Genomic DNA, 18,632 nt, shown 5'->3' with positions numbered 1-18,632 from the left:
CAACAGGAAGAGACATGGCCGATAAATTTGATGTAATCGTCATTGGCGCGGGCCCCGGTGGCTATGTGGCTGCCATCCGCGCGGCTCAGCTGGGTCTGAAGACTGCCTGCGTCGAGAAGTGGGTCAACAAGGAAGGCAAGACCGTCCACGGCGGCACCTGCCTGAACGTCGGCTGCATCCCGTCCAAGGCGCTGCTGGAAACCTCTCACAAGTTCGTCGAGGCACGTGACGAGTTCGCCGAGCTGGGCATCAAGGCCGATGGCGTCGAGATCGACGTGGCCAAGATGATCGAGCGCAAGGCGCAGATCGTGAAGAACCTGACCGGCGGCATTTCCGGTCTGTTCAAGGCCAATGGCGTGACCGCCCTGGAAGGTACCGGCAAGGTGCTGCCCAACAAGCAGGTCGAAGTCACCGGTCACGACGGCGAGAAGGCGACCTACGACGCCGAGAACATCGTCATCGCGTCCGGTTCCGTGCCGGTCGAGATTCCGCCGACGCCGCTGACCGAAGGTCTGATCGTCGATTCCACCGGCGCGCTCGAATTCACCGAGACGCCGAAGCGTCTGGGCGTCATCGGTGCCGGTGTCATCGGTCTCGAGCTGGGTAGCGTGTGGAGCCGTTGCGGTTCTGAAGTCACCGTGCTGGAAGCGGTCGACAGCTTCCTGCCGATGGTCGATGCCGCTGTCGCCAAGGAAGCCCAGAAGCTGCTCAAGAAGCAGGGTCTGGACATCAAGCTCGGCGCCCGTGTGACCGGTTCCGACATCAAGGACAGTGAAGTCGTCGTCAAGTACACCGACGCCAACGGCGAGCAGGAACAGACCTTCGACAAGGTCATCGTCGCGGTCGGCCGTCGTCCGTACACCCAGAGCTTGCTCGACAGCGATGTCGGCATCAATCTGGACGAGCGCGGCTTCATCCACGTCGATGACCAGTGCGCGACCAGCGTGCCGGGTGTCTACGCCATCGGTGACGTGGTACGTGGCCCGATGCTGGCCCACAAGGCCTCCGAAGAGGGCGTGATGGTTGCCGACATCATCGCCGGCCACAAGGCCGAGATGAATTACGACGCCATCCCGAGCATCATCTACACCTTCCCGGAAGTTGCTTGGGTCGGCAAGACCGAGCAGCAGGCCAAGGCCGAAGGCATTGAAGTCAAGACCGGCAGCTTCCCGTTCGCGGCAAGCGGTCGTGCCATGGCCAACAATGCCACTGAAGGTCTGGCCAAGATCATTGCCGACGCTGAGACTGATCGCGTCCTGGGTGTTCACATCATCGGCCAGCATGCCGGTGAGCTGATCGCTCAAGGCGTGACGGCCCTCGAGTTCGGCGCCAGCGCCGAAGACCTCGCGCTGATCTGCACGGCTCACCCGACACTGTCGGAAGCCGTACACGAAGCCGCGCTGGCCGTTGACGGGCATGCGATTCACATCGCAAACCGCAAGAAGCGCAAGTAAGCGTCCTTCCGAACAAGAGGCGCGTCGCCCCGGCCAGGCCGGGGCGAACGGTGGCAGCCGCATCTCGCGACTGCCGTTCGAGTCTAATGCAACCAATGGCATGACACGATGAACCTTCACGAGTATCAGGCAAAACAACTGTTTGCCGACTATGGCCTGCCGGTGTCCAAGGGCTTCGCCGTTGACACCCCGGAAGACGCTGCTGAAGCGTGCAAGAAGATTGGCGGCGACAAGTGGGTCGTCAAGGCACAGGTCCACGCAGGTGGCCGCGGCAAGGCCGGCGGCGTCAAGCTGGTCGAGAGCGCACAAGCCGCTTCCGACTTCGCTTCCCAGTGGCTGGGCAAGAACCTGGTGACCTACCAGACTGACGCGAATGGTCAGCCGGTCACCAAGATTCTCGTCGAGAACTGCACCGACATCGCCGAAGAACTGTACCTGGGTGCCGTCGTCGACCGTACCACTCGTCGCATCGTCTTCATGGCTTCCACCGAAGGCGGCGTGGAAATCGAGAAGGTTGCCGAAGAGACACCGGAAAAGATCCTGAAAGCCGAGATCGATCCGCTGGTCGGCGCTCAGCCGTACCAGGCGCGTGAACTGGCCTTCAAGCTGGGTCTGAACCCGACCCAGATCAAGCAGTTCACCAAGATCTTCCTGGGTCTGGCGAAGATGTTCGCCGACAAGGATTTCGCGCTGCTGGAAATCAACCCGCTGGTCATCACCGACGAAGGCAACCTCCACTGCCTCGACGGCAAGATCAACATCGATGCCAACGCCGTCTACCGTCACCCGGACCTGCAGGCGATGCACGATCCGTCTCAGGAAGACGAGCGTGAAGCGCATGCTGCCAAGTTCGAACTGAACTACGTTGCCCTCGACGGCAACATCGGCTGCATGGTCAACGGCGCAGGCCTGGCGATGGGCACCATGGACATCGTCAACCTGTCTGGCGGCAAGCCGGCCAACTTCCTCGACGTGGGTGGCGGTGCTACCAAGGAACGCGTTGCAGAAGCGTTCAAGATCATCCTGTCCGACGACAACGTCAAGGCTGTTCTGGTGAACATCTTCGGCGGCATCGTGCGTTGCGACATGATCGCCGAAGGCATCATCGGTGCCGTCGAGCAGGTCGGTGTCAACGTACCGGTCGTGGTGCGTCTGGAAGGCAACAACGCTGAACTCGGCGCCAAGAAGCTGGCCGAAAGCGGTCTGAACATCATCGCTGCTACCAGCCTGACTGACGCGGCGCAGCAGGTTGTCAAAGCTGCGGAGGGCAAGTAATGAGCATTTTGATCGACAAGAACACCAAGGTGATCTGCCAGGGCTTCACTGGCGGCCAGGGTACCTTCCACTCTGAACAAGCCATCGCCTACGGCACCAAGATGGTCGGTGGCGTGACGCCGGGCAAGGGTGGTCAGACTCACCTGGGCCTGCCGGTGTTCAACACCGTCGCGGAAGCCGTTGCCGAGACTGGCGCTGAAGCGTCCGTCATCTACGTGCCGGCACCGTTCTGCAAGGATTCCATCCTTGAAGCGGCCAATGCAGGCATCAAGCTGATCGTCTGCATCACCGAAGGCGTGCCGACTCTCGACATGCTGGAAGTCAAGGTCAAGTGCGACGAGCTGGGCGCGCGTCTGATCGGTCCGAACTGCCCGGGTGTCATCACTCCGGGTGAGTGCAAGATCGGCATCATGCCGGGTCACATCCACCAGCCGGGCAAGGTTGGTATCGTGTCTCGTTCAGGCACCCTGACCTATGAAGCCGTCAAGCAGACCACTGACCACGGTTTCGGTCAGTCCAGCTGTGTCGGTATCGGTGGCGACCCGATTCCGGGTTCCAACTTCATCGACATCCTCGAGCTGTTCGAGAAGGACCCGAAGACCGAAGCCATCGTCATGATCGGCGAGATCGGCGGTTCCGCTGAAGAAGAAGCGGCTGCCTACATCAAGGCGAACGTCACCAAGCCGGTCGTCTCCTACATCGCTGGTGTGACTGCGCCTCCGGGCAAGCGCATGGGCCATGCAGGCGCCATCATCTCCGGCGGCAAGGGTACTGCCGACGAGAAGTTCGCGGCTCTGGAAGAAGCTGGCGTCAAGACTGTGCGTTCACTCGCAGAGATCGGCGATGCCATCAAGGAAGTCACTGGCTGGTAAGCCTGTGATCTCCTGACAGCGCTCGGCGGCAACGCTGAGCGCATGTCATCGAAAGGGCAGACCCACCGGGTCTGCCCTTTTTTCATGTCTGTCATTCGGTGAGGGAGTCATTGTCGGGAGCGATAGCTCATGCAAATGCGCATCACATCGCCTTCGCCACTCCAGACGGCAGGTGCGTTTGGATCAAGCAATTGCTAATCTGATGAGGTTCATTGGCACCTGACCAAGCGACACGTGCAGATGCCCCACGGCGAAACACGACTCACAGATGAGGATGTTCCATGCTCAAGACCTTCCCCGCCGTCACGCGTTCCGCCCGCCTGCTGGCGCTGCTGTCTCTGCCGTTGGTTACCTGCATTCCGCTGATGGCCAGTGCAGATTCCGGCGCCGCGGCAGCGTCCGCTCCTGAAGCCTCGGCGAGCATGCAGGTGCCTACCAAGGGCATCGAGTCCGTGACCAGTCGTGAGGATGTCACCACCGTCCAGGCGCGTCTGGAGAAGGCGCTCGAGGCCAAGGGGCTGACGCTGTTCAGCGTCATCGAGCATGAGGCGGGTGCCGAGAAGGTGGGGATGGAGCTTCCTGCCACGCATACCGTCATCTTCGGCAACCCCAAGGTCGGTACCCTGTTGATGCAGTGCAATGGTTCGGCTGCGCTGGATCTCCCGCAGAAGATGCTGATCCGTGCCGTGGAAGGGGGCAGCGTGATCGAGTGGAATGATCCGCAGTATCTGGCCAATCGTCATGATCTGGATGACTGCAAGCTGCCGCTGGACAAGATCGGTGGACTGCTCAAGGGCCTGGCGGCCGAGGCAGCGGGGCAATGAGACGTGAAGACGCCATGTTTCAGCGCTGATCCTCCCAGTCTGGACGACACTGACACGAGCATTGACATCAGGCACTGACATCCGTTTCTGACATTGCACAGGACGAAAAAAGCCGGACTCCCTGAGGAGTCCGGCTTTTTCATGTGTCACCGCTCGCTTTTCTGCAAGCCGTCCTGCCGTGAGTCCTACAGGGCTTCGCCGTTGTGCTTGAGCCACTGTACCGCGCGGTCCGGGTAGTCCGTGAAGACGCCATCGACATCGGCGTCGACGAAGAACACGCGCAGCATGTCATCATAATCGCTGGCCCAGTCAGGGATGCGACCCTCATCAAGCCGGAAGGTATAGGGCATCACGATCAGGCCTGCCGCATGCGCTTCCTTGACCAGCGGCGTGACCTTGATGTCGTCCCGGGTCGAGCTGTCCTCGATCACCATCGGCTTCCACGGCCCGATGCCATCGGCATAGCCGGCAATCCGCTGCATGGCCCCATCCTGGTACATCCAGTCATAGCTGTAGGGCTCGAGCTTGCCATCCGAGCCCGGCTGGAAGGTCATGTCCCAACTGGTCTCGCCCATCAGCTGCACCAGTCGCAGGTCCATGCCCAGCTCGGGCTGCAGCGTGTCGTGGATGCGTTCGAGTCCATTGGGATCAAAGACCTGCACGATGGCATTGTCGTCATGGTCCACATAGCCGTACTGCTTGAGCGTCTCGAGGACGGCTCTGGAGATTTCCTTGCCCTCGGACTGATGGAACCAGGGGGCCTTGATCTCGACATACAGGCCGACATCACGGCCCGTGGAGTGATTCAGGCCCTGAATCATCTCGATCTCCTCGCTCAGCGTATGCAGACCGAAGTGGGACTTGCCCAGCGGGAAGCGCTCGGGGTAATCCGTGACACGCTCGCCATCCTTGACGGTGAAGCCCTCGCTGAAGGCCAGCTTGCGCAGCTCATCCAGGGTGAAGTCGATGGCATAGTAGCGGCCATCCTCACGAGCGCGGTCCGGGAAGACATCGGCGACATTGGTCACGCGATCCAGAAAGCGATCATGCAGCACCACCAGCTGATCATCCTTGCTCATCACCACGTCCTGCTCAAGGAAGTCGGCACCCTGGGCATAGGCCATCGACTTGGCGGCCAGCGTGTGCTCGGGCAGGTAGCCCGAGGCACCACGGTGAGCCACGACGACCTTGTCGGTGCCATGGCCGGGGTCGATGCTGCGCAGCGTCGCGTCATCGGCGAGGGCAGTGGAGGCCGTGGTCACAAGCAATGCGCCCATCACGCCAAGACGCGTGAGTGAGCGGTGAGTCAGGAAATGAGGGGAGCCGGACATGTAGGATCACCTTGGATGTGGTTATTGTATGGACGTTCAACATCGAATCATTACCATAACAAACACTTATCCAAATGGCGATGAGCAATGGAAATGAATGATGATGCGCTGGAGCTGTCCGGCAGAGGCGGGTCGCTGGGGGTCAGGCCGAGGGCGAGCGACGATTGAGCAGGCGGGCCAGCATGCCGCGTCCCGCCATCACGAAGAACACCGGGGCACCGGCGATCAGGTAGAAATAGAAGGTGACGGCGCGCCAGATGACGACGGCGGCAGCGGCGGTGGAGGCACCGATGACAGGCCCCAGCAGTGCCGTGGACGAGAGTTCGGCACCGCCTGCACCACCGGGCAGCAGCGTCAGTTGCCCGGCGGCGAGCGAGAGCATCTGCACGATGAAGGTCCAGCTCCAGTCGATGTCGCGCCCAAGTCCCGCGACGGCCAGATAGAGGATGGAATAGCGCAAGAGCCAATGGGCGCAGCACAGCAGAAAGATCAGGCTCAACGTCAGGCGAGGCAGGGCGAGCGTCTCGATCAGTGCATGGCGGAAATGGATCAAGGCACGCGCCAGTCTGAGGCGCGAACGATGGCGTACCTTGAGCCAGCGCAGCAGGCGGCCACTGGCCTTGATCAATCGTCGATGATGCTTGCCGAGCGCCGCCAGCAGGCCGAAGCCGAAGATCAGCAGCAGCGCCGGCACGGCCAGCATCCAGCCCAGGCGTAGATCGATGGTATGCGACAGTGCGTAGAGCCCGATGCTGGCGAGCGCCGAGAGAAAGAACAGCATGTCGGTCATCTGGTCGACGGCAAACACCGCCGAGGCGTGTGCCGGGCGTACCCCCTGACGTGCCAGCAGCCCCATCAGGGTGAGCGGGCCGCCACTGCCACCCGGCGTGGCGCTGATGGCGAACTCGGTGGCCATCACCATGCCCAGTGCACGCCGCTGTCCGAGGTGGCCGCCACGCCCGGCCAGCAGCAGGCGCAGGCGTCCGGCATTCAGGTTCCAGCACATCACGATCATGCCCAGCATCAGCGCGAAGGTCTCGAGGGGGAACTGGCGCAGCTGGCTCCCCAGCCCACTGCCGCCCAGCACCAGCGGCACGGCGATGACCAGCACCAGGCCGGCTCCCAGCATCCACAGGGCGCGATTCATGGTGGATTCTCGTGTTCAGGCGATGGGTGGAAGGGCATGGTGCCCAGGGCATGCTGCGGGAACTCAGGCAGCACTGTCGGCATTCCGTCGATCGGCGGTGAGCAGCCCCTTGTGTGTCAGCCAATCGATCTTGGTCATCGGCAGGTAGCCATCATCCAGCAACCGTGTGACAAGTCGTGCCCAGTAGTCTCGCGAGCCCGTGTGGCGCATGTCGACCGGATGCAGTCCGAGGCGCAGGACATCGGCGTCACGCTCACGCGCCATCTTGCGTTCCGTGACCCAGCGGGACATGGCGCGCCGCGGCGCGGAGCGCGCGCTCCACACCAGTCCCGGAGCATCGATGGGGGTGAAGTCCGGCAGGCGATAGAGGTGCTGAGGGTCGCTGGTGTATTGGAAGTCCAGTGCCTGCAGGGCGCGCCGTGTGCCGTCACTCATCAACCAGGCCGGTGCCACGAAGCCCGACAGCGGCCAGCCGAGCCGCTTGAACAGGGCAGCGCCTTCCTGAAGACGCCGTCTGGCTTCGCTCTCATCGAGGGGATAGAACTCGCCTTCCCAGGTCAGTACGCGGCGCATCACGTAATCGCGTGGCGTGCGGGGCGGTGGCGCATCATCGCAATGATGAAAACCATGCAGCGCCAGTTCATCGCCCTGCTGTCTGCGGGCCTCCAGCAGGGCGATGAACTCGGGAGCACTCTCGAGAGGGTTGCGATGGTGGAAGTCCGGCACCACCAGCCAGGTGATCGGGCAGGGATGGCCAAGTCGCTCCTGACACAGCTCATCCATCTGATTGACGAAGTCGCGATAGTCCTGCCAGGTCTCGGGAGCGATGTCATGGAGGACCAGCAGGAAATGCTTTCTGGCGGCTGAAGACTCACCCATGTGTCACCTCTTCCAGTATCGGTTGCAGCTGAGTGCCGGTGACGGCGCGATAGTGATCGAGCAGTCCATCCACCACGCGGTCCCAGTCATGGTGCTTCTCCACATGACGACGCGCCTGGCGACCCAGGGCCGCCGGGTCATTGGCGAAGATGTCCTGAACGGCACGCGCCATGGCATGCGGTGCATGAGGATCACACAGTTGGCCACAGCCCAGCGGAACATTTTCCGCCAGCGCACCGGCGCGAGCGGCCACCACTGGCGTGCCGCAGGCCATGGCTTCCAGCACGACCAGACCGAAGGTCTCCTGTGTGCCGGCATGCAACAGCACATCGACGGAGGCGACCAGTCGTGCCACCTCCGCGCTGCTGCAGAAATGGCCGGTGACACTGACATTGTCCGGCAGGTGGCGAGGCATCCCGGAGCCGATCAACAGCAGATGGTAATTCGGGCCAAGCAGACGGGCGACTTCCAGCAGCTCGTCGAGATTCTTCTCGCGTGAACCGCGGCCGGCGAAGGCCAGCAGTCGCACGTGATCCGCCAGGCCAAGTTCACGTCGCAGGTCCTGATCCCGGCAATCGGGGTGGAAGGTGTTCAGATCGACGCCCAGTGGCTGGATGTGGACATTGCGTACCCCGAGTCGATCCAGTCGCCTCGCCATCACGTCACTGGGTGCCAGCACGCGATCGAAATGGCGATAGAGGCGCTGCACATAGCGATCGACATTGGCCCCCGACCACTCGCCGAGACGGTTGGTGATCAGACGTGGCAGATCCGAGTGATAGAAGCCGATCACCGGGACATCCAGCTTGCGGCCTGCATCCAATGCCGCCCAGGCGGTGACGTAGGGGTCACCCGCCTCGATCACGTCCGGCTGCAGTGCCAGCAGGGTGCTGACCCAGCCTCCACGCCTCAGCGGGAAGCGGTAGCCATTGCCGAAGGGTATCGGGGGGCCGGGACGTGATAGAGGTCATCGCTGACACTGGAGGACTCTCCGGGAACCAGCAGGCTGTGACGAATGCCTGGTCGGCTTCGTAGGCGTCGTCGTTTGGCTTCCAGATAGGTTCTCACGCCGCCGCTGGACGGCGCATGAAACATCGTCATGTCTGCAACGTGGAGCATCTATTTGATTCCGTTGTGTTTTCTGGCAGACAGCGCCGAAAGGTCAATTCTTGTGCCCAGTCTGAGTCTGCTATTGATCTGGGGGGGAGAGGGGTGGGCTTCAAGTAGGCTTTTGGGAACGCGGAAGTCATGTTGCGCAACTGGCTCTGCTTTCCGGTCGCTGGCTACCCCCTGCACTCAAGAGTGAGACGCCAACCCTACGCCACGGATGGCGTGACCCATGTGACAGCGGCCGGAGGATTTTGTGCGATGCCAGCCGAGGAGGCGTCATGCTGGCCCAGCAGCGAATGCGCTCGCGGGCACAACACGGTTGCGGCGTTGGTGAGCCGCGGTGCAGACAGAACGTGATGCGGGGGGAGTGATTCAGGGGAGTGATGCGGGTAGGGGATTCAGGGGACTGATGCGGGAAGGACGTGATACTGGAAGAAAGTGATACTGGAAGAAAGTGATCAAGGGAGAGAGTGAAAAAGGGAGAGAGTGAAAAAGGGAGAAGCGACGGGACACCTGGCCATGCCATGGCAAAAAAAATCCCACCCGGGCAGCCGGATGGGAAAGTTGCGTGCACTACAGGAATTCAGGGGATACGCGGATGGATTCCCGAGGCCTTCTCAGACGCGGACTACGCCTGGGAGTGCCTCAGGACTCATGAGAATGATTGAGCGGACAGGGAGGACATCGTCTGGCCCAGCTCTTGGGAGAAGGCGGCTTCGGGCTCGGCGGGACGTTGACTGGCGAGCAACACGAGGCTCAGCAGCATGCCGGCTGCGAGCAGCAGGCGATTGCGTGTCCGGCGGCGGTCGCGCTCCAGCAGCATGGCCACATGCTCCATCGCCTCCTGTTGGATCTCACGCTGTCGCTGTGGCGTGACCGCGTCACGCGAGTGGCCATCTGACGGCTGATCGGTGATACGTGCCAGGACCATGGCCGGCTGGCGCACGATGGCGGCGTGTTCTGCAGCATGACGCTGTGAGGCAGCAGGCGAGCGATGGAATTTCATGGGAGGTCCTCTCACGGCAAGTGGCAGCATGGACAGATGGCAATGACTGACTCGGTACTTGACTCAATCAACGTTGGCGCGAGGAGTGTGGATGCCTCGTGTCTCGATGAAATGAGTGTAACGTGATTTTATGTTTCATAAAATTACAATTTATCACGATACGATCACGCTATGAATACGTTACGTTGCAGCAACGAAAACGCCCCGGGCGCAGAGCGCTCCGGGGCGTGGGGTGCCGCCATCCTGTCAGACGGCGGTGAGCAGGTCGCGGCTTATTCGGCCGGACGACCCACCAGTGAACGACGTTCTTCACGGGCTTCGGTCAAGGAGACCTTGATGATGTCGCCCAATGAGTAACGCAGCTCGTCTTCGATGCGCACACGGCCTTCCTTGTCATCGATCGCGACCTTCTTGCGATCAGTGTGGATCAGCGGTGCCGGAATGAAGACGCTGGCGCCATTCTCTTCCAGGCGCACACGCATGCCACCGCGGCGGATGTCGATGATCTCGCCAGTGAAGATCTGCTGCTCTTCGGCGGCCTTGGTCAGGTAACGCACGTAGAGCCAGTCCTTGACGTCGCGCTCAGCCATGCGGTTGAGACGACGACGTTCACTGAGGTGTTCGGTCAGCTGCTCGGTGGCTTCGGCCGGAGCATCCTGACCCAGAATCACGCGCTTGATCAGGCGATGGTTGACCATGTCGCCGTACTTGCGGATCGGGGAAGTCCAGGTGGCATAGGCCTCGAGACCCAGACCGAAATGCGGGCCCGGCTGGGCAGACATCACGGTGTAGCCCTGGAAGCGACGCATGCGCACGTCCAGCCAGGTATCCTCGCGGCTGTCCAGCTCCTGGCGCAGCAGGCGATAGCCTTCCAGGCTGCCCAGCTGTTCCGGCGTCGCGGTGATCTCCTGAGTGGCCAGGAATTCGATGGTGTCGTCGTACTTCTCCGGTGCAAAGCCCTGGTGCACGTTGAAGATGCCGTGACCGATGTGCTTGGAGAGCAGACGGGCGCAGCTCAGGTTCGCGGTGATCATGGATTCTTCGATCATGCGATTGCTGATGCGGCGATGGTCGGCACGCACGTTGAGCACGTTGCCTTCCTCATCCAGCTCGAATTCGAAGTCCGGACGCTCACGGAAGATCTGGGAGTTGCGTGCACGCCAGGCGATACGCGCCTGAGTGAAGGCTTCCAGCTGACGCAGGCCTTCGGCCAGCTCCTCGGTTTCCGGCTTCCAGCTGCCTTCCTGGCCTTCGATCCAGTCAGAGACGTTGTCGTAGGTCAGGCGGTGATGCGAGCGCATGGTGGCCGCGAAGAACTTCGGCTCACCGATCACGCCGTCGGTGTCGATGTCGACGATGCACATCAGCGTCGGACGGTCTTCACCTTCCTTCAGCGAGCACAGGTCATCGGCCAGGATTTCCGGCAGCATGGTGACGTTCTGGCTCGGCAGGTAGACGGTGAAGGAGCGCGTGCGCGCCTCTTCGTCCACGCGGCTGCCTTCCGGCACATAGGCGGTCGGGTCAGCGATGGCGATGCTCAGGGTCCAGCCGCCTTCCGGGCGCTCGACGATGTGCAGGGCGTCATCCATGTCACGGGTCTTCTCACCATCGATGGTGAAGAAGGGCACGTGAGTCATGTCTTCGCGGGTCAGACCTTCCTCCAGCAGCGGCCAGTCGTTGCCGCCCTCCGGAGAGGCCTGTTCCAGCGCGTGACGCGCCAGGGTGACACGCCACGGCACGCGCGGGTTGTCCACCTCGGCGATGACTTCCTCGATCTGGGCGAAGAAGCTGCGGTCATCCTTGCGCATCGGGTGACGCAGCAGACGAGCCACGACCCAGTCGCCATCATTGAGGCTTTCCTCATTGATGCCGCGCTTCACGCGCGCTTTCATGCGCGTGTTGATGGACGGGTGATCCGGCATCACGTTGAGGCGACCGTCACGCTTGCCGACACGAGCGACGAAGCGGTCGACACCCGTCTCGATCAGCACTTCCGGCTGTACGGATTTCTTCTCGCCTTCGACCTTGACGGTCGCTTCGACGGTATCACCGTGCAGCACCTGCTTCATGGCGGGCGGCGGCACGAAATACGACTCGCCATCCTCGCACTCGAGGAAGCCGAAGCCCTTGTCGGTGCCTTTGATCACCCCCGTGACACGGGGAATTTCCTGGCGGATTTGATCTTTCAGCTGCGCCAGCAGCGAATTGTTCTGCAGCATTTCGGAAGTTCTGTTGGCGGGGTCAGTGGCTCACTATACGGACATGACGCATGGGGGGAAAGCGGCCAGAGACTCCGACGCCCGCACGGGCTGCGTGCGGGCGTCGGCAGCTGGCCGAACGAGTGGCGATGACGCCGCCGGTGGCGGTGCGTCGCTTGCGCCAGATGCGGCTTCAGACCGTGGCAGCAGCGTCCTGCAGCAGGCTGGAGACCGATTGATCACCATCGAACAGCGTGAAGACCGGTGCCTTGCGATGGCGACCTCCGATCTCGCGCGCCTGCATCACGCCCAGCAGGAATTCCGCCACGTTGGCGCGTGAGACCTGCATCTCGTCGGACTTCTCCGCGTCCTGGGTCAGCTTGCCGTTGCCGGCTTCCTCGGTGAGGCGGCCCGGTTTGACGATGACGTGGCGCAGTCCGCTCTCGGCCAGGCAGAGATCCGCCGCCTTCTTGGCCGCGAAGTAGGGACGCATGGCCGCCGGGCCTGCCAGCGGGGTCTCGGAGCGGATCGAGCTGACCTGGATCACCCGCGAGAGGCCGAATTCCGCGGCCAGTTCCGCAGTGCGCATGGCACCGTGCAGGTCGATGGTCAATGTCTTGTCAGGGCCGGTATGCGGGCCGGACCCCGCGACGAACACTGCCTGGTCACAGCCATAGAACGCCTGGTGCATCTCGCCTTCCAGGTCTCCCATGACGGTCGGAATGCCTCGTTCATGGAACCAGCCCTGCTGGTCCGTCGAGCGGATCATGGCGACGATGGGTTCGCCGGCGGCCTGGGCCTTCTCGCAGAGTTGACGACCGATCTTGCCATTGGCACCGATGATGAGCGTCTTGCGCATGTTGGCGACTCCTTGTTCGGGGGAACGAATGCAGCAGGCCGAGCCATCATCTCGAGAGAGCGATCCTCAAGCGATGACTCGGCGGGATACCGTCTTTCCTGCGGTCGGCCGGAGTGAACTTCAAGTGGTCCTGCCGTCGGGAGCCTGACAGGAGGTCAGGCCATGAGAGATGTGATGGGGGGAGTGGACAGGTGGACAGAGCCGATCACACGCACGCGAGGCCGGCACTCGCAAGCCGCGCATGACTGACGTGAGCGCCGACACACCTACATGAGTCTTAGCTTATAAATACTGCGGTATTAAAGGCGCATGCCGGGGCTATGCCGTGACGTGCAGCCTGCTAGGATGGCGCTACAACACCCGAGAGCCCACGGCTCTCGGTCTCCACGACAGCATGAAAGACAAGGACGTCCGATGAGCGCCACGATGAATTCCGATGCCGCGCCCTCCCAGACACAAGGCAACGCCATTCGCGTCGGCCTGATCGGTTATGGCATGGCGGTACGTACCTTCCATGCGCCACTGATCGAGGCGACGCAAGGCCTGGCGCTGGTCGCGCTCTCGACCTCGCGTCCCGAGGTGGTCAAGGCCGAACGTCCCGAGCTCGAGGTGGAAGCCACTCCCGAGGCACTGCTGGCGCGTCAGGACATCGATCTCGTCATCATCGCCACGCCCAACGAGACCCACTATCCCCTGGCGAGTGCGGCGCTGGCGGCCGGCAAGCATGTGGTGGTCGACAAGCCCTTCACCGTCACGCTGGCCGAGGGTGAGGCGCTGGCCCGAGAGGCGGAGCAGGCAGAGCGGGTGCTGGCGGTGTTCCACAATCGTCGCTTCGATGCCGATTTTCTGACGCTGGTCGAGCTGATCGAGGGCGGTACCCTGGGCCGCATCGCCCACATGGAGTCCCATTTCGACCGCTTCCGCCCCAGCGTGCCGGACCGCTGGCGTGAGCAGGCCCTGCCCGGCAGCGGCCTGTGGTACGACCTCGGGCCACACCTGCTGGATCAGGCGCTGTGCCTGTTCGGCGAGCCTGCCAGCATCCAGCTGACACGTCGCACCCAGCGCGAGGGAGCCGTCACCGATGATTTCTTCCATGCCGTATTGAGCTATGCCTCACATGCCATCTATCCCTCGCTGGTGGTCGAGCTGCACGCCAGTGCCTTGGCGGCCGCACCGACGGCACGTTTCGCCGTCCACGGCACGCGCGGCAGTTACGTGACGTTCGGTCTCGATCCTCAGGAGGCATGTCTCAAGGCCGGCAGCTTCCCGGCCCGTGACGAGGCCGAGCGGCTCGCGCAGCAATGGGGGCGCGACCCGCGCCCGGGCATGCTCACGGTGCTGGAGACGGCAAGGGAGGCCGGCGATGGGGAGCAGGTTCTGGTCGCCGGTATCCACCAGGGCCGCGATGGCGACTACCCGGCCTGGTATGCGCGGCTGCGCGACTGCATCCGTTCCGGCAGTGCCAACCCGACGCCCGCCGACGAGGCACTGCGCGTGATGAAATGGCTGGAAGCGGGGATCGCCAGCGAAGGCTGAGGCTGTTGGCGGTGAGATGACTCACGAAAACGCGCGCCCCGATGACTCGGGGCGCGCGTTCTGCTTTCAAGAGAGTGACAAGGATCAGCCTGCGATGCGCTCAGGCGTTGGCGTCGTCCTCGCCCTTGTCGGCCTTGCGCATGCGCGAGAATAGCTCCGCGCGCAGCTCGCCGATGCGCGGTACCTCCTCGGCATGGAAGGGGATGGGGCGCAGCAGGCGCATGGCACGCAGGCCCAGGCGTGCGTTCATCAGGCCACTGCCCAGCCCCTGTCCGGCCTTGGTGGAGAGGCGGCCGGCCAGATTCATCGACAGCAGATCCATGCTGGCCTCGGCGGCCAGTTCACTGGCGCCGGCGAAGGCCATCGACGCCAGCACCTCCTTGAACAGGCGCAGACGGCTGGCGTAGCCCAGCTCCAGTCCGTAGAGGCGCGACAGGCGCTCCATCATGCGCAGTCCGCGCCAGGCCACCAGGCTCATGTCGACCCAGGTCAATGGCGAGACCGCCACCATCACCGCCGTCTCGCCGCTCATGCGCGAGATCAGACGCCGCGCCTCACGGTCCCGCGGCCCCAGCACATGGAAGGCGAACAGCTCGCGGCGCTCCGACGGGGAGTGATGCGCTTCGCAGGCAGCGCGCCAGGCGCGCACGCCGGCATCATCCTCGCCCAGCTTCATCTGACGGCGCAGCTGCTCAAGCAGGTCTTCCTGCTGGCTGTCGGCCTTGCCGCCTGCCTTGTTCGAGCCCTCGTTAGGCGTGGACGGCGCATCACCGCGCTGGCCAAAGCTTTTCTGGCCAAAGCCTCCTTGACCAAAGCTCTCCTGGCCAAAATCATCCTGCTGATGTTCTTCCAGCTCGGCACGCAGCGCGACGTGCTTGCGCAGATGACGCAGTCGGAAGAGCTCCTTGCCCAGCGCGCGGGCGCCGAGCCCGATGGCACCAAGCTCCAGCAGGCCCCAGGCCCCGGCGATCAGGTCACCGCCCATGGCCGCCTGATACAGCGCATGGCCGGCCTCGACACCACCGAGTGTCAGGGTGCCGAGCAGCAGCCATTTGAGGCCACGATGGCGTGGCCTGGCGCTCAGCGTCGCATCGAGTCCCGGCGTGGCGGGCTCCGGTTCGGCTGCGGCCAGTGGCTGGCTTTCCATCTCCGGCGAGAAGTGGCGCGCGCCGCGCAGGGCCTCTGCCGCGCTCTCGGTGGGGCGCTCGGCGTAAGCCGTCGAGGTGGCATCGGCCCGCGCCGAGTCGGCAGAACCGGGACTCGTGAAGCGTTTGCCCGGGCGCGGGTGGCGGGATTCGGTGGTCATTTCAGGTGGTCTCCCAGCAGCCAGTCGAGCACGGCGTCCATGCGAATGTGAGGTGGTGCCTTGCCATCGACCTGCGGCGGCGCGAAGTGGGGGAAGTCGAAGCGGCTTTCGGCCCAGAAATTCGGGTCGGGCAACCGTGAGGGCACCTCGCCCGGGAACAGCAGCACGGACTCGCGGCCAGCACCCTGCGTGCCTGAGTCGCTCGACCCTTCGTGCTCGCCGAGCAGGTGTCCCGCCAGCGCCGGATGACGCTGACCGTTCTCGACCACCTCGCGCGCCTCGCTGGCGCGGATGGCGGCGATGGTGAAGGCCTTGAGCGGCACGTCGCGATAGCGCAGGCGTTTGAGCGGGCCCGCTAGTAGCTGCTCGAGCAGGTCGCGCATCGCACCATGCTGCTCGGGGGTGACGTGGTCGGCCTTGGTGGCGGCGATGGCCAGGCGGTCGATGCGACGGTCCATCAGGCGCGCCAGCAGGTGACGGCGGCCATAGGCGAAGCTGTCGAACAGCTTGTCCAGCGCGCGGCTCAGGTCGCGGAAGGGTGCCGGGCCGGCATTCAGCGCACCCAGCACGTCGATCAGCACGATCTGGCGGTCAAAGCGCCGGAAGTGGTCGTGATAGAAGGGACGTACCACGCGGCGGCGATAGTGATCGAAGCGCCGCGCCAGGGTGCGGTACAGGCTGGTTTCCGGCAAGGCGGCCAAGGCGTCGGCTGTCCAGTCGTCGAGCCCCGGCAGCGGGAAGAACTGCAGCACCGGCGCTTCATCCAGCTCGCCGGGCAGCAGAAAGCGGCCCGGTGTCAGGTCGACGAAGCCCCCCTTGCGGCGTGCGGCGTGCAGATAGTCGGTATACAGGCTCGCGATCTCGGCGAGGCGGTCTTCATCCACTTCGCTGTCCGGCGTCAGGCCCGCGATGGCGCCCATCCAGTCATGCGCCCAGTCGCCGCGCCCATCGGCCAGCTGCGTCTCGCATTCGCTGCTCCAGGCGGTGAAGTCCTGCTCCAGCATCGGCAGGTCCAGCAGCCATTCGCCGGGATAATCGATCAGGTCCAGTGTCAGGGTGGCGCGCTGGCTGTCGAGCATGCGCGCGGCGCGTGAGGTGGGGCGAAAGCCGATCTTGAGACGCAGCTCGCTGATGCTGCGGGTCGGCGTCGGCCATTCGGGGCCATGGGGCGAATGCTGGCCGGAAAGCGAGCGCAAGCCGGCTTCCAGCGGAAAGCGCGGGATGGAAAGATCCGGCTGACTGACACGCTCTGCCCCGAGCAGACGGCCATCGCGGGCGGCAGGCAACAGCTCCAGACGCGCGCCGAGTCCTGCGTGGCGCAGCTGCTCGATCAGCGAGACGAGAAAGGCCGTCTTGCCGGCACCGGACAGACCGGTGACGGCAAGACGCAGCTGACGATCGAGGCCGCGCTCCAGCAGGTCATGGGCTTCGCGGCCCACCTCGCGGGCAAGCTGGCGGGCGTTGCGGGTCATGGTGTTGAACATCAGGCATTCCCTGTCAGTGGGGGCGAGGCGGCGACACGACGTGACGGCAGATCGGCAGGTGATGGTGAACGCGAATCCGGCAATGGCCAATGGCCGACGTCGTGCGCCGTGATGCTCGCCGTCAGTGCTGTATCTGCGGGCGATCGGTACGCAAGGCAAGCTGTCGCCATGCCAGCAGTGCCACGGGCAGCAGGCAGGCGGGGATCAACAGCAGGTTGAGCAACGCCCAGCCCAGCGTGCTGACCAGTGGTCCGGCCAGCAGTGCCGTCACCGCGCCTGTGGTGAAGACGAGGAACTCGTTGGCGGCCTGGGTGCGGGCCTTCTCGTTGGGGCGATGACAGCGGGTCAGCAGTGTGGTGGCGGGCAGGAAGGTGAAGTTCCAGCCGATGCCGAGCAGGATGAGGCCGAGGAAGAAGCCCTGGGTGCCGGTCAGATAGCCGGCGGCCAGCAGCTGCGCGGTGCCAAGGCTTGCCAGCAGGAAGGCGCAGCCGGTGATGATCATGGTGCCGGTGCCGAAACGTGCGGTCAGGCGTCCGGTGAAGAAGGAGGGCAGGAACATCGCGACCACATGCCACTGGATGGTGGTGGCGACGTGATCGAAGCCGTGTCCGGCATGCGCCATGGCCAGTGGCGTGGCCGTCATCGCCAGGTTCATCACCCCATAGCCGACCATCGCGCTGAGCACGGCCAGCAGGAAGGTCGGTTGGCGCAGGATCACGCCCAACGGGCGCGCGGGTTCGGGTTCATCATCGCCGTCCGACTGGGCGCTGCCTTCGCTGGGCAGCCGAATGAAGGCCAACAGCAGCAACGCCACCAGATACAGCGCTCCCAGCCCGAGAAAGCTGCCCAGGAAGGGCGTGTCGGCCAGTGCATGACTGGTGCGGGCAAGCCAGGGGCCGAAGAAGGCTGCCAGCACGCCGCCACCCATCACCAGCCCGATGGCGCGCTCCCGCTGCTCCGGGGGCGCGGCTTCCATGGCCGCGAAGCGATACAGCTGGCCGAAGCCGATCCCGATACCCACCAGCCAGGTGGAGAACAGGAACAGCCCGAAATGCTGAAGATGCAGCGCCAGCACGGCCAGCCCCGCGCCTGCCAGTCCACACAGATTGCCGAGCACGAAGCCGCGGCGTCGTCCGAGGCGTGCGGTGATCAGCGAGGCAGGGATGGTGGCGCACATCAGGCCCAGCCATTGGGTCGCGACCGGCGCGGTCGACCAGCTGCTCGAGGCAAGCTGGGCACCGATCAGCGGCGAGACCGCGATCAACAGGATGTTGCCGCTGACCAGCAAGGCCTGGCACAGCGACAACAGCGTGACGGCCAGCGGCAGGCGGGCCCGACCGGCAGTGGAGGA

15 protein-coding genes are annotated in these 18,632 nt (G+C 63.7%); 5 read left to right on the top strand and 10 right to left on the bottom strand.

The window, feature by feature from the left end:
* The first annotated feature begins 14 nt into the window (after window positions 1-14).
* The 4 genes from lpdA (at window position 15) to BFX80_RS14895 (ending at window position 4,425) form a co-directional block, all read left to right on the top strand.
* Window positions 15-1,454: a dihydrolipoyl dehydrogenase gene (lpdA, locus tag BFX80_RS14910; RefSeq protein WP_077379229.1), complete on the top strand. Its 1,440-nt coding sequence runs from the start codon at window positions 15-17 to the stop codon at window positions 1,452-1,454.
* 108 nt (window positions 1,455-1,562) lie between these two features.
* Window positions 1,563-2,729, top strand: coding sequence for an ADP-forming succinate--CoA ligase subunit beta (sucC, locus tag BFX80_RS14905; protein ID WP_077379231.1), 1,167 nt, complete (start codon window positions 1,563-1,565; stop codon window positions 2,727-2,729).
* A complete protein-coding gene (gene sucD / locus BFX80_RS14900) occupies window positions 2,729-3,601 on the top strand; it encodes a succinate--CoA ligase subunit alpha (RefSeq protein WP_065392579.1) in 873 nt (290 codons plus the stop codon). Before sucC ends, sucD begins: the two co-directional genes overlap by 1 nt.
* Before the next feature lie 281 nt (window positions 3,602-3,882).
* The gene (locus BFX80_RS14895; RefSeq protein ID WP_240499596.1) at window positions 3,883-4,425 is read left to right on the top strand and encodes a DUF302 domain-containing protein; all 543 of its coding nucleotides are present in this window, start codon (window positions 3,883-3,885) and stop codon (window positions 4,423-4,425) included.
* A gap of 185 nt (window positions 4,426-4,610) precedes the next feature.
* Here BFX80_RS14895 and glpQ read toward each other — a convergent pair whose 3' ends face one another.
* The 7 genes from glpQ to BFX80_RS14860 all read right to left on the bottom strand — a co-directional run bounded on the left by glpQ (window position 4,611) and on the right by BFX80_RS14860 (window position 12,955).
* Window positions 4,611-5,756, bottom strand: a complete 1,146-nt coding sequence (gene glpQ, locus BFX80_RS14890; protein WP_205632712.1) for a glycerophosphodiester phosphodiesterase — start codon at window positions 5,754-5,756, stop codon at window positions 4,611-4,613.
* A gap of 142 nt (window positions 5,757-5,898) precedes the next feature.
* On the bottom strand, window positions 5,899-6,903 hold the full coding sequence (locus BFX80_RS14885) for a lysylphosphatidylglycerol synthase transmembrane domain-containing protein (protein ID WP_084209307.1): 1,005 nt from the start codon (window positions 6,901-6,903) through the stop codon (window positions 5,899-5,901).
* A 63-nt stretch (window positions 6,904-6,966) separates the two neighbouring features.
* Entirely contained in the window at window positions 6,967-7,782 is an 816-nt protein-coding gene (locus BFX80_RS14880; RefSeq protein ID WP_084209306.1) for a DUF2334 domain-containing protein, read from the bottom strand.
* Window positions 7,775-8,695 (bottom strand): glycosyltransferase, encoded by a 921-nt coding sequence (locus tag BFX80_RS14875; RefSeq protein ID WP_338079157.1) that lies wholly within the window; start codon window positions 8,693-8,695, stop codon window positions 7,775-7,777. Before BFX80_RS14875 ends, BFX80_RS14880 begins: the two co-directional genes overlap by 8 nt.
* 849 nt (window positions 8,696-9,544) lie before the next feature.
* Window positions 9,545-9,898, bottom strand: a complete 354-nt coding sequence (locus BFX80_RS14870; RefSeq protein ID WP_084209305.1) for a hypothetical protein — start codon at window positions 9,896-9,898, stop codon at window positions 9,545-9,547.
* 272 nt (window positions 9,899-10,170) lie between these two features.
* Window positions 10,171-12,117 (bottom strand): exoribonuclease II, encoded by a 1,947-nt coding sequence (locus tag BFX80_RS14865; protein WP_077379239.1) that lies wholly within the window; start codon window positions 12,115-12,117, stop codon window positions 10,171-10,173.
* Between the two features lie 172 nt (window positions 12,118-12,289).
* The gene (locus BFX80_RS14860) at window positions 12,290-12,955 is read right to left on the bottom strand and encodes an NAD(P)H-binding protein (protein WP_084209304.1); all 666 of its coding nucleotides are present in this window, start codon (window positions 12,953-12,955) and stop codon (window positions 12,290-12,292) included.
* A gap of 414 nt (window positions 12,956-13,369) precedes the next feature.
* On the opposite strand from BFX80_RS14860, the gene BFX80_RS14855 reads away from it, so the two are divergent.
* Window positions 13,370-14,491, top strand: coding sequence for an oxidoreductase (locus tag BFX80_RS14855; RefSeq protein ID WP_240499595.1), 1,122 nt, complete (start codon window positions 13,370-13,372; stop codon window positions 14,489-14,491).
* Window positions 14,492-14,591: 100 nt separating this feature from the next.
* Here BFX80_RS14855 and BFX80_RS14850 read toward each other — a convergent pair whose 3' ends face one another.
* The 3 genes from BFX80_RS14850 to BFX80_RS14840 all read right to left on the bottom strand — a co-directional run bounded on the left by BFX80_RS14850 (window position 14,592) and on the right by BFX80_RS14840 (window position 18,608).
* A complete protein-coding gene (locus tag BFX80_RS14850) occupies window positions 14,592-15,797 on the bottom strand; it encodes a TIGR01620 family protein (protein ID WP_157109497.1) in 1,206 nt (401 codons plus the stop codon).
* Window positions 15,794-17,281 carry a YcjX family GTP-binding protein gene (locus BFX80_RS14845; protein ID WP_240499594.1) on the bottom strand — a complete coding sequence of 496 codons (1,488 nt, stop codon included), beginning with the start codon at window positions 17,279-17,281 and terminating at the stop codon, window positions 15,794-15,796. Before BFX80_RS14845 ends, BFX80_RS14850 begins: the two co-directional genes overlap by 4 nt.
* Before the next feature lie 121 nt (window positions 17,282-17,402).
* Window positions 17,403-18,608: an MFS transporter gene (locus BFX80_RS14840; protein ID WP_084209808.1), complete on the bottom strand. Its 1,206-nt coding sequence runs from the start codon at window positions 18,606-18,608 to the stop codon at window positions 17,403-17,405.
* Between the last annotated feature and the right edge of the window lie 24 nt (window positions 18,609-18,632).

This window comes from Cobetia marina (genome assembly GCF_001720485.1).
Lineage (GTDB): Bacteria > Pseudomonadota > Gammaproteobacteria > Pseudomonadales > Halomonadaceae > Cobetia > Cobetia marina.
The sequence above is the reverse complement of the archived record's forward strand: the minus strand, read 5'-3'. Positions and strand labels throughout refer to the sequence as shown.

What these genes read in the sequence shown, in the direction of transcription:
- lpdA (WP_077379229.1), top strand. Translation starts at nt 15, where the DNA reads ATGGCCGATAAATTTGATGTAATCGTCATTGGCGCGGGCCCCGGTGGC.
- BFX80_RS14860 (WP_084209304.1), bottom strand. Translation starts at nt 12,955, where the DNA reads ATGCGCAAGACGCTCATCATCGGTGCCAATGGCAAGATCGGTCGTCAA.
- sucD (WP_065392579.1), top strand. Translation starts at nt 2,729, where the DNA reads ATGAGCATTTTGATCGACAAGAACACCAAGGTGATCTGCCAGGGCTTC.
- BFX80_RS14865 (WP_077379239.1), bottom strand. Translation starts at nt 12,117, where the DNA reads ATGCTGCAGAACAATTCGCTGCTGGCGCAGCTGAAAGATCAAATCCGC.
- BFX80_RS14855 (WP_240499595.1), top strand. Translation starts at nt 13,370, where the DNA reads ATGAGCGCCACGATGAATTCCGATGCCGCGCCCTCCCAGACACAAGGC.
- glpQ (WP_205632712.1), bottom strand. Translation starts at nt 5,756, where the DNA reads ATGTCCGGCTCCCCTCATTTCCTGACTCACCGCTCACTCACGCGTCTT.
- BFX80_RS14870 (WP_084209305.1), bottom strand. Translation starts at nt 9,898, where the DNA reads ATGAAATTCCATCGCTCGCCTGCTGCCTCACAGCGTCATGCTGCAGAA.
- sucC (WP_077379231.1), top strand. Translation starts at nt 1,563, where the DNA reads ATGAACCTTCACGAGTATCAGGCAAAACAACTGTTTGCCGACTATGGC.
- BFX80_RS14850 (WP_157109497.1), bottom strand. Translation starts at nt 15,797, where the DNA reads ATGACCACCGAATCCCGCCACCCGCGCCCGGGCAAACGCTTCACGAGT.
- BFX80_RS14880 (WP_084209306.1), bottom strand. Translation starts at nt 7,782, where the DNA reads ATGGGTGAGTCTTCAGCCGCCAGAAAGCATTTCCTGCTGGTCCTCCAT.
- BFX80_RS14885 (WP_084209307.1), bottom strand. Translation starts at nt 6,903, where the DNA reads ATGAATCGCGCCCTGTGGATGCTGGGAGCCGGCCTGGTGCTGGTCATC.
- BFX80_RS14845 (WP_240499594.1), bottom strand. Translation starts at nt 17,281, where the DNA reads ATGTTCAACACCATGACCCGCAACGCCCGCCAGCTTGCCCGCGAGGTG.
- BFX80_RS14895 (WP_240499596.1), top strand. Translation starts at nt 3,883, where the DNA reads ATGCTCAAGACCTTCCCCGCCGTCACGCGTTCCGCCCGCCTGCTGGCG.